Here is a 12,162-nt window from a genome sequence, read left to right as displayed (position 1 = left end):
TTTAACTTTTATCGACATTTCGACAATATTTTTGAATAGTTGTGCACAAATCAGTTTGGAAATGACAATAAAAAATAGCCGCCTACGAGAGCATAACACTCAGGTAGATGGCTATTTATTTTGGGAGATGATATATAAACATTTGTTGCCGCCTTTGGCTAAACATTCCGTTCGCTCCACATTGGCATCAAGCAAATTTTGAAATAAGGCTAATTCACATCTGCATGCTTGTTGAAACACGTTAGCCACTTGTGTGATGGGGCAGTTATGCTCACTGAACACAAACTCGCCTTCTTCCACTTGTGACCAATCCACCATATAGCCATTCTCATTCTGAATGAGTGCTAGCTCGGCTACCCGTTCTTCCAAGCTTTTGTCCTGCATTCTTGATGCGTAGCGGGACTGAAGTTTGTCTTGCCTGCCTTCGAAAAGGCGATCAATCTTCTCATTCCCTTCGCCTTCGAGCAGTTCATCCAATAAGTCTATGGTAAGCTGCATGTATTTCTTGGGAAATAATTCATCTGCGAGCGGGGCTAAGGTGTATACGTTTGTCGGTCTACCCATCGCCTGCCGGACAAGCTTTGTTTCAAGCAAATTATCCTTCTCTAAGGCATGAATATGGCGTCTGACAGCCATCTCCGTAATCCCGAGCTGCTTGGACATGTCATGAACACTTAATGGTCCCTGCGTTTTGAGCATAGAAAGAATCACTTTTCGTGTGGATGTTTCAAGTGCTGCATTCATTTGCTCACCTGCCTTCGGACTGTTGTTAAGTCTCATTTTACAGCAACATGCCCAATAAGTAAATTAAGAAACAACTATGTATGTTATTCCAGTTCACTCTTGATAAATGCCCGAACACTTGCAGCAAATTCCTCAAAAGCCGCCGGGATGATCCGAATTAACGGATTTAATTCCTGCCGATTCCATTCCACGTACTCCTGGACTAGCGGCTTTCTAAGCTTCACCAGTTGCAGTAGAGTTTCCTTCAATGGCTCTGAATAAGCGCCTTCTCCGTGCACAATTTCCACAATATCCTCATAGCTGCTAGCATCACGTAGAATAAAAGCATCAATCAGCAGACTTCCGATATCCGTCACCGTTTCAATAGCCAGGTGCAGAACACGTTCTTGCGCAAGCTGCCATACAAGATTATTGGTGCCTTGATCCCACTGATGCACCAATTGGCTGCTCGCCTCAGCCAGCGCAGACAGGAACTGAATTCTTTGATCAATTTGTTCATGATTAATAAAATACATAGGGCTATCTCCGTCCTCTTTTTCGCCATTTCGTCCAAATCATCATTGCAAAAAAAGTAATAATGACCAAAAATATTAGCAATACCGCCTGCATGACATATTCATAACTCACGTTCGTTCACCCTCTTGATCTCGCTTGTTTCAATCTCCTATCAGTTTATCGCGGGAGCTATTAAGCGTCAAGCAAGCGAGGTCCACTGTGATCTATTGTTGTTTCTCTCATTTCTTTCATGTTACAGTGAAAAAAGTGAAAAAAGGAGATTCTACAACTTATGTTATCCAGACCCAAGCTACCTGAAATCGACAATGTGCGTGCGTTGGCTATTATTGCCGTTCTTCTTATTCATGGAACCTCAAACGCAACTCTGCTGCCAATCGGCACCGCTTCGCAAGCTTTATTTCTCATTTTGAACAAAACCAGCTTATTCACCGTTCCCTTGTTCATCTGGATTAGCGGTCTCGTCCTATTCTACACCTATTTCGACCGCTGGGAGCCGGGCATGGCAATTGCCTTCTGGACCAAGCGCGTGCGAAAAATCCTGATTCCCTATGTTGGTTGGTCATTGTTCTACTACCTGTTCAATCAATTCATGTTTCATGGAAAAATCCATGTTGACCCTGTTTACTTCATCAAACTATTGGTATCCGGGAATGCCAGCTATCATCTTTATTATATGATTATTATCGTGCAGTTCTACCTGTTGTTTCCATTGTTGATGACGGCCGCAAAGCGATTCCCCCGATTCCGCCAAAGTCTGATTCCACTTGGGATTATCCTTCAAATCTCAGGGTACAGCTTCCATCATTGGGTGCATCCTCTTCACGAATACACGTCTTTGTTCATCAGTTACTCGGCGTTATTCGCATGCGGGGCTTATGTCGGGATTCACTATTCCGCGGCAGTTTCTTGGTCCAATCGCTATCGTGGCTGGCTTTGGAGCATCATGCTGATAGCCGGAGCCAGTTATGCCTCAATGCTGCTTCTTCACCAATATAGCCTGATTTCCCTTGAAAATACATGGTACGAGCTGGCGCTTCTAGTCTATTGCTTAGCCATCCCGCTTTGCGTCTTGCAATGGGCTCGCAGACTCGTCTCTAAGGGCTCGTCGTTGAGCCGATTGATGTCGGCCTTGGGCGCCGCGTCTTTCGGGATCTATCTCTTGCATCCCGCGCTCTTAACCCTCTGGGATCGTCTAGCGCCTGAGCAAGGGACGATCCTGCTCTATGACCTTCACACGATCTCGTCCGTTGCGATCGGACTGTTTGGTTCTTGGCTGCTCGTTAGGTTGTATACCAATAAGAAGAACCTGAGGCGCTGACCTCAGGTTCTTCTTATTGGAACCGCGCCAAAAGCGCCCAACGCCGCTGCTGTCTGCGGCTGTAGCGCGGCAGGCCGCGATAAATATCCAGCGCCTCCCGATAGGCTCGCTTCGCGTCTTCCGTGCGGCCCATCTGCTTATAGAGCTGGCCTAGCCTGTAGTAAGCTTCGACCGATGAAGAGTGCAGGTCGCGGAACTGCTCGATGAAGCTGGCAGCTCTCTCCGGTTCCCTAGGAGCCAGCGCCTCGCCGAGCCGCAAATATGCTTCGCCAAATTTGACACGCGGATTAAGCTCTACGGCTTCAAGCATCAACCTTTCGCCTTTGCTCAGATCACCCAGCTTTAAATAACACAGCCCAATTTCGTAATGCACATCAGCAGAATCTTCCATGATCGTAAGCGTTTGTTCCAAGTAGGGAAGGGCTTCCCGATACTTTTTGCGTTCAAGTAAAATTCGAGCTAATTCAAGCTTCGCAGATGTATTATGCGGATTTGCATGCAAATCGTTTCGCAATCTTGAAGCACGTCGGCTTAGCTGAAATGGCTTAAATATATTTGGCGTTAGTCCGATAAATCTTCTATCTAACAGATATAGAATCACGAGTAGAATAAGAAGTGCTAGAAACGGATTGCCAACAAGACGCCATAACAAACCAAAAGCCAAAAATTTGAGTAACACGGTAATCCCCCTTTCAACTTCCTAATACTACCATATTATGAGGGCATTGGTCATCCGATCCATAGAAAAAAGCACCGACTTTACCCGATGCTGACCTCATTAACTTTGAATAACTTACGAATCGCAGCTGTCCCCCGCATATGATATAATGAAAAGAAAAAGGGAGTTACCTTCATGAGCGATCCACGCAAAGAGCTTTGGCACAAAAGAAAACAGCTGGGCAGATCCAAATATTTAATTCTATTCGGCCTGCTCCCTTGGGGCATCGGACTAACGATAGTAACCAGTGTTATCGAAATCATCAGTTTCAGGGAGCTCAATCCGGTTTGGATTCCCATTCGTTTACTCGTCTTCTTCTTTATTGGATTCTTCGTCGCCAATGCTCGGTGGCATGCAATGGAAACCCGTTACGAACCGTATGTAAGACGACCCTAAATGGTCGTTTTTTTCATTCTCTAGTGTAAATAGGTTTGATCCTCTACATCATCTGTATGAAAGAGAGATGCCGTTCGACTGAGCTTAAAATGCTCTTCCAAATCCGTACGAATCGAGCCAACGGCTAGGATCTCTTCTTTAAATTCCTCTCGTTCCACCCACTTATTGTGAAACAGCTCCTCGGACACGTCCTGAAACGCTTCATGCAAATTGTTATCATACCAATCGATTTCACTCGACGCCTCTTTGCGGTACACATGTCGCAGGTCGAAATCATGATCGGCTGTTGCCGCAAATTCAGCAAGCAGCAAACCATGGATACCATCCGCTTTGACCTCAACATCCACGCACCGCACATCATTTCGCTCTGTGAAACGCACAATGCTGGCTTTTTTTATTTTACTCATGATCCTTACCCTCCAAATGATTTTTTCATAAAGAGAGTATTTCCCGTTTTTCAGCTTTTATCAACCGCTGGGGGCGAACCATATTTTCCGAAAATCAACCCAGCCCAAGTCATTTATACTCACTCCTTTAATCGAATCATGATAAGTCGTTTGCAAGGAGCGATGGAGAACAAATAGGAAGGACTTCTCTTCCTGCAGAATCTCAACTAGCTGATGCAGCTGGCAAATGCGCTCTTCTCTGCTCGGATTCACAAGAATTTTCTCAATTTCCTGATCGACCCAAGCCATGCGTTCTTCGCTCAAATGGGCACGGACATAGCTATTGCTTTGCTTCAGCGTCTGAATAATATGAAGATCATACTCGCTTTCCATACAAATATGATAGAAAATCAGATCCGCTTCCATGATCGTATCGAGCTTCATCATCTCCGATTTCTCACGAGTCGTCAGATGAATGTGAATGCCTGCTTTGGCACATTGCTGGCATATCCATATCGCATCTTCATTATTGTTGCTATAGATGTACATCTCTAGCACTTCACCGCTATATCCCATCTCAGCAAGCAATCGTTTGGCTTCTTCTACATCCGTCCGATAAGGAGCAGCCGCTCCAATCAAGGTAGGCAGAAAGCTGCTCGCAGGTGCCTCTCTGAAGCCGCCGAGCTCTTCAATCATCCTTTCTCGATCTAGGATAAGATCAATCGCTTGTCGAAAGAACGGATGCTGCTGAGGGCCTTCTTTACTCTGATTGAACGTGAGGAGACTGCACCCTAGAATAGACTGCTCAATCTGGTGCCATTCCGAATCCTTCCCAACTGCTCCCACGGGTTTACGGGAATTCGTATGATCACAAAGTACCTGCACCGTGTCCCAGCTTGGACCCGCTTCGGCCAAATCGTGAGGCAAAAGCCATATTTCCACTTGATCCAAATGAGGCCTGACGCCAAAATAGCTGTCAAAAGCACGCAGCTTACAAATATAATCATCATTGCGTTCCAGCCGGAAAGGCCCTGTTCCAATCGGCATCCTTCCGAAAATCTCCTCATTATCGCGGCAAATTTCCTCAGGCAAAATCGCTAAAGACGAATGTGATAATTGCTGTAAAAAGAGAACATTCGGCTGCTTCAGCTCAATCGCTATCGCACTCCGATTAAGCACAGTCATATTCTCGATGCTTTCCGTCATCCAGCCTTGGCTTGCAGCCGCACCCAGCTCCTTGATCCTGGATATGGAATAATAGACATCGGATGCCGTCATTTCTCGGCCATGATGGAACAGTACGCCTTTGCGCAAATAAAAGGTGTAGTGCAAACCGTCTTCACTAACTTCCCAGTAGTGTGCCAAATGCGGCTCAACCGTCAGCGTCTGCGGATTATTCAGAACCAAAGTGTCGAAAATCTGATTCATAAGATGGCTGTCAAAAGCAAAAAACGAATAGGCTGGATCCAAAGAGACCAGCCACTTGTACACAGGAAAACGCAGCGTATCCTTATAACGTTCCTCGTGCTCAACCGCGCGATAACCAAAAAAACTGAATAGCCAATCGATGAAAGAGTCCTGCAACGCCTCTCCCCTGCCCAATTGGTGTATCAGCTCAATCGTCCCTTTATAATCTCCCTGACTCGCTAAAGCCATTGCCTGTTTCGAAATCATATCCTCAGCAGAAACTAGAAACGTCAGCTCCGAAACGTTGCCTCTACCTCTTCCAGGCTTCCAAGAAATCCAATTTTGATCACTCATTTTTCTCAGCAAAAGCTTCACATTCCGCGTTGAACAATACAACCGATCCGCTAATTCATCTAACGTAATAGGCTGCGGCACCTGTTCAACCCCATGCTCAAAACCTGCCCGAAGCTCTAAGAAATGGCTCAACAGCTGCATAATCCAACTCCTATCCGTAAAAGGGGAAATCATTAAAGTGAATTATACACTTTTTGTTCCCCTTATTCTAGATGTAAACTTAACCTAACAGGAAAAGAAAGGAATGTGATCATGATGCAACCAACAGACTTATATGTATCGGAAAAATTAATGCAATGGCAGCAGCAGGATTTAGAAGCTGAAGCTCGCGAGCTTTGGAAGTTTAAATCCATCAAAAAAAGAAAAGTGTACATGCTGCTAACTAGCTTATTCTTCTTCGTTTAATCCATTTGCGGATCCCGACAACCACGAGGATGACCAGAACAGCGAGAACAACGCCAATGGAATCAATCGCTACATCAATCGCATGACCCGTTCGACCATCGACAAAAGTTTGATGCCATTCATCGGATGCCGCGTAAAGCACCGAAATGATTGAGGAGGTGAGCAGTGCGATGACGACTTTAACAGGCTTCGCCAAGAGCGCTAAGGACCAAAGCAGGGCTAGGATAGCGAATTCGCTAACATGCCCTGCTTTTCTTATGAAGAACTCGATTGCACCAAAGGGGTCCTCCCAAGTTACCGATTGATGATCATAAGTAAAATTCAAGTGTGGTACACTCATTTTCAACTGGTCCGCAGTGAATTTGGATTCTAAAAGCGGACGCAAGCTTTGCTGCTGATACGTTTCCGCCGACTTAAAAAAAATAAACGCCATCCAAAGGACGGCTGCAATGAGAAAAACATAAAAATATCTGCGGGAAGCTGCATGCTGCATATCCAATTTGTCCCCTTACGAATTCAATTTCTTACGAATGCTGAACAAAGCAAAAAATTCGATCACCATCAGATTTACCGCTGAAACTCCATAGAAAGCCATCCCAAACATCATGTAGAATGTATCGGAAGTCACTGATTTCCACCAGAGTGCCGCAGCAAGCGTTAACACAATATTTAAAGCTGTTGTTATCCAGAATGAGAATCCTAAGCGATTCGTTTTCCGCATGAGCCACACGCCAATCACAAACGGGATTACAAAAGCAATCCCCAAGAAAGTCCAATACAATACTGCGTTCGACACGTTCCGTCACTCCTACACGATCAACTAGTTTATTTTCTTAGCGTAGCATGAACATGCGGCTGAAAACAACGTTTACTGCTGATTGCAACAGAAACGTCAAATGACTAACGCTAGAAAAATAGGAATAATAATTTTCTTCATCAAGGGCTTGCCTGAGGCGACTAATTCATGTATAATACGAAAAGTCGACATTATTAATAACGACATCGCGGGGCCTTAGCTCAGCTGGGAGAGCGCATCGCTGGCAGCGATGAGGTCAGGGGTTCGATCCCCCTAGGCTCCATACAGAACGAAAAGAAAGAACATGTCATTGGGCATGTTCTTTCTTTTCGTTCAAGGAGCCCAGGGGAGAGAACCCCTGAGGGTTCGCCCGCGCGGACGGAGCGGATGAGTAATCTTCGAAGAATAACTTCACATACAGGAGCACGGCGGCTGAATCTACCGCAAAGGTTGTCCTCGTCGATTTTGCTTCGTCAGCCATTTAGATTAGGATTCGGACATCTCTTGATTTTGTTCTTTTAACATATAAACTAAATAAGGCTTAATGACCTTGAGCCCGTATCGTTATTTTGATAAAATAACGATATAATGTCCTAAGGAGAATTAATATGCCACATATTCGACCAAGTTCAGATCTAAGAAATCATTACAACGAAATATCCGAGTTTTGCCATAAATATGATGAACCTGTCTACATTACGAAGAATGGGCAAGGCGATTTAGCTGTAATGAGTATTGAAACATACGAGAAAATAGTTGGAAAGTTCGAACTGTATAAACTGCTGGATGATGGTATAGATGAATCGAAAAAGCAAAAGGTACGACCTTTTCATGAGGCACTTGCAGACATCGAGAAGGGAATTTCGGAGTGAGCCAAAAATATCGTTTAGTGATCACTGAGCTGGCAGAAACGGATCTGCGGAACATCGCCGACTATATCGCAAACGAATTACTGGAACCGACGACGGCGCGAAAAATGATTGCCAAAATCGCTGAAGCCGCCTTTCAATTGGAGCTAATGCCTTTTAGAAACGGTTTAGTTCGCGATGAACGATTGGCAGCATATGGCATCAGACATATACTCGTGGACTCGTACATCGTGTTCTATGTCATCTCAGAAAAAGAAGAAACCGTTACAATTATTCGGATTCTTTACGGAAAGAGACAATGGAACAGCTTGCTCTAAGCTTTTTTGTAGTGAACGGAGCGGATGAATAAACTTCAAAGAATGACTTCACGTGTAGTAGCACGGCGTCTGAATCTACCGCTAAGGTTATCTTCGTCGACTTCGTTTCGTCAGTAAGTTAAATCGAGATTCATACATCCCCCTAGGCTCCATAATGAAAAAGAAGCATCACAACCTATTGGTTGTGGTGCTTCTTTCATTTGGCGCCGTGGGGAGCGAACCCCGGGGGGTTCGCCCGCGTGGACGGAGCGGATGAATAAGCTTCGAAGAATAACTTCACGTGCAGGAGCACGGCGTCTGAATCTTCCACTAAGCTTGTTTTCGTGAACTATGAAAAAAGGCAAAAACCTGATTTCAAGAATAGCTTGATATCAGGTTTTCGCCTTTAATTTATGGAATGTGCGAGATAAGAACGATCTAGATATACCGTTTAGTATAAGTAAAGGATGTGATTGATCTAGTTATTTCTTGGAAATATCCTTATAGTAAACCACTTCTTCATTTGATATCATTTCTACTAATTTTGGCGAGGCCCAATATCGACCATTATATTTAACAACGTCGCCCGATGCCAAATACTTCAACAGTGAGACCGGATCCCCTGTGCTATATTCTGACCAATCTGTTAGATCTAAGGTACCATCAGCTTTCTTTGATGGGGAAGATGATTTGCCAGAGTTATTATTTTTTAATTTGTTTGCATCAGCTATAGCCTTAGCTTTTGCCTCAGCCTTAGCCTTAGCGGTTGCTTCGGCTTCAGCTTTTATCTTTGAATCTATATACGAATCAGTTAGTTGAATAAATGACAATAAACTTTCTTTTGCTTTATCTTGTTTAATATCATTTATTTTTGCTTTAGCATTATCAATTTCTGTTCGGGTAATGGATTCTTTTACAGTGGATTTTTCTGATGATGTAAATAAAGCATCAACCATCCTTGTTGCAGTTAAAATTTGTTCTTTTTGAGTTTCGGCATCATTAATTTTAGTCATCATTTCATTTACAAAGGAAGGCTTATCCGACTTTAGTGTATCTAACTGGTCTTTGTAGGACTTAATGTCAGCTGATTCAATAATTGCGCCATTTTTATCGAAAAGTTTATCTATATTCTGTTTTACAGAGAACATCTTCTCCACATAACTTATGTCAAAAGAAGCTTGATTGAGTAATATGGAAGCTTGGGGTGAAAGTTCTTTATTATTAATATTTAAAAATAAGTCATTTGTACTTTTTATGATATCATTGTTAACTTGATCTGCAAGATTCATTTTTTGGTTGTCATTATAAAGAGAATTTACCTTCTCTTGAATCGTTGAAATGTCTGCTATTATAGCCATTTCTTTCTTCGCTTTATCATCTTGAATTTCCCAAATGAAGAAACCCGAAATACCTCCTACTAGTAATAAAGCCACAATCGAAATGATTATTGTTTTTTTCATGCGAAATCCCCCTAGTCTTAAATAGAATTGTAATATATGCCATTTATTTGTTCAAGTTTTATTGTCAGTCTGGTTTTGTGGCGGATAAAGAAAAACCGTTGTTTAAGCACATCTGGCACTTTCCATTAACTCCGGTAGAGCAAAACTTTTGAATCTGGAAATGTCCTGCTTCATTACACGGTGAATAAATATTTTTTTCACGGAGCAGTGAAACTAACCTACGAGGGAAAGCGCATCGCTGGCAGCGATGCGGTCAGGCGTTCGCCCGCGTGGACGGAACGAATGCTGATCAGTATCGGGCATTAAAAGAGCGGCGCTCGATGCCATCCACAACTATTTTAGATGGAAAAATGTTGGTTTTTATCAGAGCACATTTATCATCACAAACATACTATTTATAGGTGAACGTCATCCAATGAGACTTAAGCAGTACCATTCTGCATGAAACCGGAGTTGAAATCATGGATAGAAAAAAATCAAAATTAACCACGAAAATCATACTTCCAGCGGATGCATGGTATGATGAGAAGCGCAAGAACGCAGACAAAGTTAATCGATCGGCGAAATATTGGGGTTTTCCAGTTCGATTGAGGAATTCAGGGATTTACCAAGGCAAAGGGGTACCTGAAAAATACAACAAAATTTTTTTCAATAGTGAGAACTATCCCGAGAAGGCAGTATATCGAGAAGATCACAGCATACTTAATCAACCGATTGGACCAAGTGCCAACAGTTTAATTGGTCAGGGAATAAAAGTTCATGCCAAAGGGAGTATTACCGATGTTCCAGGTGTCCTAGTGGGGCACGCAGAGGATAAAAGCGGTCGTACCGGTTGTACGGTTATTTTGTATCCTGAAGGCGCAGTTCCCGGCGTGGATGTCAGAGGCGGTTATCCGGGAACGGAACAGACAGATGCGATTAAGCCCGGAACTGCAACGGACCTCATACAGGGGGTTCTTCTTACGGGCGGCAGCAACTTCGGTCTTGCGGCAACAGCAGGGGTCGTGAACTGGCTTGCAGAGCATGGGTACGGTACCCCGACAGGTGTTGGACCACTCCCTACCGTGCCTGCGGCTGTTATTTTTGACCTTTATTATGCGAAAGGCTCCCCTAGGCCTGACGCACAGCTTGGCTACAAGGCAGCAAAAGCTGCCAAGGCCGGTTCCGTGGCGCAAGGCAGTGTTGGTGCGGGAGCTGGTGCGACGGTAGGGAAAATCTACGGTACGCCGATGAAGGGTGGAGTTGGAACCGCCTCTTGGCAAATCCCGGGCGGGCCTATAGTAGCCGCTATTGTAGTAGTCAATGCCCTTGGAGATATTTGGGATCATGACCATATCATAGCCGGGGCGCTCGAGCCTGATGGTAAATTCGTTAACCAAACCAGGGCAATTCTTGAAGGAATACCACCAATGCCAAGCTCGATACGAAACAGAAGCACAACAATCGCTGTAATCGCAACTACTGCCAAACTAGACAAAGCTGAGGCTGGGAGGATAGCGACACTCGCCCATGACGGAATGGCGCGGGCGATTTCCCCGGTGCATATTCAAGCTGACGGGGACACTATTTTCTGCATAGCTACCGGAACCGATACTAGCGGGCTAATTGGTAATGCTGCCGTGACCGCAGTCGGCACAGTAGCAGCGGTGGTGCTCGAACAGGCCATCGTCAGAGGAGTAAAGGCAGCCCAAGCACAAATTAAACATCAACAAAGTACGAAGTGAAATGATGTTTCAGCCCCGTATGATTTATCCGAAGCCGTATGGAAGAAATCAACTTAGTCTGCCTTCATTAAATGAGGCTTCGATCGCAGCAAACTGTTCGGTAAACATCTCAAGATCTTCATGTATCATGATCTTGAGATGTTTGATGGTTGTAAAACCGACTACGACGGGAGAGCGCAGACGGAGCGGATGAGTAGGCTTCGAAGAATCTTCACGTGCAGGAGCACGGCATCTGAATCTAACGCTAAGCTTGTCTTCGTCGATTTTGCTTCGTCAGCCATTTAATCAAAATTCAGACATCCCCTAGGCTCATAATGAAAAATAATTTCGGCAGGCTCAGCGCGGGTTCAGTGCTGTCTCCCTCCGGAGACAGCCTTTTTGGCAGGCTCAGCATGCTTTCGCGGGGATGCAGCCTGTTTCGCGCGTTGAGACTGCTTTTTCGGCAGGCTCAACGCGGGTTCAGTGCTGTCTCCCTCCGGAGACGGCCTTTTTGGCAGGCTCAGCATGCTTTCGCGGGGATGCAGCCTGTTTCCCGCGTTGAGACTGCTTTTTCGGCAGGCTCAACGCGGGTTCAGTGCTGTCTCCCTCCGGAGACAGCTTTTTTGGCAGGCTCAGCATGCTTTCGCGGGGATGCAGCCTGTTTCGCGTGTTGAGACTGCTTTTTCGGCAGGCTCAGCGGGGGTTCAGTGCTGTCTCCCTCCGGAGACAGCCTTTTTGGCAGGCTCAGCATGCTTTCGCAGGGATGCAGCCTGTTTCGCGCGTTGAGACTGCTT

General features: G+C 44.8%; 14 protein-coding genes and 1 tRNA gene. 7 read left to right on the top strand and 8 right to left on the bottom strand.

The annotated features are described in order from the left end of the window. Positions 1 to 111: 111 nt before the first annotated feature. Both BC351_RS22030 and BC351_RS22025 read right to left on the bottom strand, forming a co-directional pair. Entirely contained in the window at positions 112 to 744 is a 633-nt protein-coding gene (locus tag BC351_RS22030; RefSeq protein WP_079414952.1) for a helix-turn-helix transcriptional regulator, read from the bottom strand. 83 nt (positions 745 to 827) lie between these two features. Next, the gene (locus BC351_RS22025) at positions 828 to 1,259 is read right to left on the bottom strand and encodes a DUF86 domain-containing protein (protein WP_079414951.1); all 432 of its coding nucleotides are present in this window, start codon (positions 1,257 to 1,259) and stop codon (positions 828 to 830) included. 272 nt (positions 1,260 to 1,531) lie between these two features. On the opposite strand from BC351_RS22025, the gene BC351_RS22020 reads away from it, so the two are divergent. Continuing rightward, entirely contained in the window at positions 1,532 to 2,578 is a 1,047-nt protein-coding gene (locus tag BC351_RS22020) for an acyltransferase (RefSeq protein WP_079414950.1), read from the top strand. Positions 2,579 to 2,591: 13 nt separating this feature from the next. Here the strand turns inward: BC351_RS22020 and BC351_RS22015 are convergent, their stop codons facing one another. Next, complete coding sequence (locus BC351_RS22015; RefSeq protein ID WP_079414949.1) at positions 2,592 to 3,257, bottom strand: tetratricopeptide repeat protein; 666 nt, start codon at positions 3,255 to 3,257, stop codon at positions 2,592 to 2,594. A gap of 174 nt (positions 3,258 to 3,431) precedes the next feature. Between BC351_RS22015 and BC351_RS22010 the strand changes: the two genes are divergently transcribed. Continuing rightward, a complete protein-coding gene (locus BC351_RS22010) occupies positions 3,432 to 3,692 on the top strand; it encodes a hypothetical protein (protein WP_079414948.1) in 261 nt (86 codons plus the stop codon). A gap of 20 nt (positions 3,693 to 3,712) precedes the next feature. Here the strand turns inward: BC351_RS22010 and BC351_RS22005 are convergent, their stop codons facing one another. Then, the gene (locus tag BC351_RS22005) at positions 3,713 to 4,099 is read right to left on the bottom strand and encodes a hypothetical protein (RefSeq protein WP_079414947.1); all 387 of its coding nucleotides are present in this window, start codon (positions 4,097 to 4,099) and stop codon (positions 3,713 to 3,715) included. Positions 4,100 to 4,159: 60 nt separating this feature from the next. Continuing rightward, entirely contained in the window at positions 4,160 to 5,980 is a 1,821-nt protein-coding gene (locus BC351_RS22000) for an ABC transporter substrate-binding protein (protein ID WP_158082189.1), read from the bottom strand. Between the two features lie 111 nt (positions 5,981 to 6,091). Here BC351_RS22000 and BC351_RS42365 point away from each other — a divergent pair, with 111 nt between their 5' ends. Beyond that, on the top strand, positions 6,092 to 6,244 hold the full coding sequence (locus tag BC351_RS42365; protein WP_158082188.1) for a hypothetical protein: 153 nt from the start codon (positions 6,092 to 6,094) through the stop codon (positions 6,242 to 6,244). Here the strand turns inward: BC351_RS42365 and BC351_RS21995 are convergent. Then, positions 6,222 to 6,737 carry a VanZ family protein gene (locus tag BC351_RS21995; protein WP_079414945.1) on the bottom strand — a complete coding sequence of 172 codons (516 nt, stop codon included), beginning with the start codon at positions 6,735 to 6,737 and terminating at the stop codon, positions 6,222 to 6,224. The two genes, BC351_RS42365 and BC351_RS21995, sit on opposite strands and share 23 nt — an antisense overlap. Positions 6,738 to 6,752: 15 nt before the next feature. Next, complete coding sequence (locus BC351_RS21990) at positions 6,753 to 7,040, bottom strand: hypothetical protein (RefSeq protein ID WP_079414944.1); 288 nt, start codon at positions 7,038 to 7,040, stop codon at positions 6,753 to 6,755. Between the two features lie 210 nt (positions 7,041 to 7,250). On the opposite strand from BC351_RS21990, the gene BC351_RS21985 reads away from it, so the two are divergent. From BC351_RS21985 to BC351_RS21975, 3 genes are all read left to right on the top strand, one after another. After that, positions 7,251 to 7,323, top strand: a tRNA-Ala gene (locus BC351_RS21985). 325 nt (positions 7,324 to 7,648) lie between these two features. Continuing rightward, on the top strand, positions 7,649 to 7,912 hold the full coding sequence (locus tag BC351_RS21980; protein ID WP_079414943.1) for a type II toxin-antitoxin system Phd/YefM family antitoxin: 264 nt from the start codon (positions 7,649 to 7,651) through the stop codon (positions 7,910 to 7,912). After that, positions 7,909 to 8,226, top strand: coding sequence for a type II toxin-antitoxin system RelE/ParE family toxin (locus BC351_RS21975; protein ID WP_079414942.1), 318 nt, complete (start codon positions 7,909 to 7,911; stop codon positions 8,224 to 8,226). The genes BC351_RS21980 and BC351_RS21975 overlap by 4 nt, the downstream gene beginning before the upstream one ends. Positions 8,227 to 8,687: 461 nt before the next feature. Here the strand turns inward: BC351_RS21975 and BC351_RS21970 are convergent, their stop codons facing one another. Then, positions 8,688 to 9,665 (bottom strand): toxin Cry1Ac domain D-VI-related protein, encoded by a 978-nt coding sequence (locus BC351_RS21970; protein ID WP_079414941.1) that lies wholly within the window; start codon positions 9,663 to 9,665, stop codon positions 8,688 to 8,690. 461 nt (positions 9,666 to 10,126) lie between these two features. Here BC351_RS21970 and BC351_RS21965 point away from each other — a divergent pair, with 461 nt between their 5' ends. Next, positions 10,127 to 11,389 carry a P1 family peptidase gene (locus tag BC351_RS21965; protein WP_079414940.1) on the top strand — a complete coding sequence of 421 codons (1,263 nt, stop codon included), beginning with the start codon at positions 10,127 to 10,129 and terminating at the stop codon, positions 11,387 to 11,389. Positions 11,390 to 12,162 lie beyond the last annotated feature (773 nt).

The organism is Paenibacillus ferrarius, from assembly GCF_002027705.1.
Taxonomy (GTDB): Bacteria; Bacillota; Bacilli; order Paenibacillales; family NBRC-103111; genus Paenibacillus_E; species Paenibacillus_E ferrarius.
This window is presented reverse-complemented; position numbering and strand designations above follow the sequence as displayed.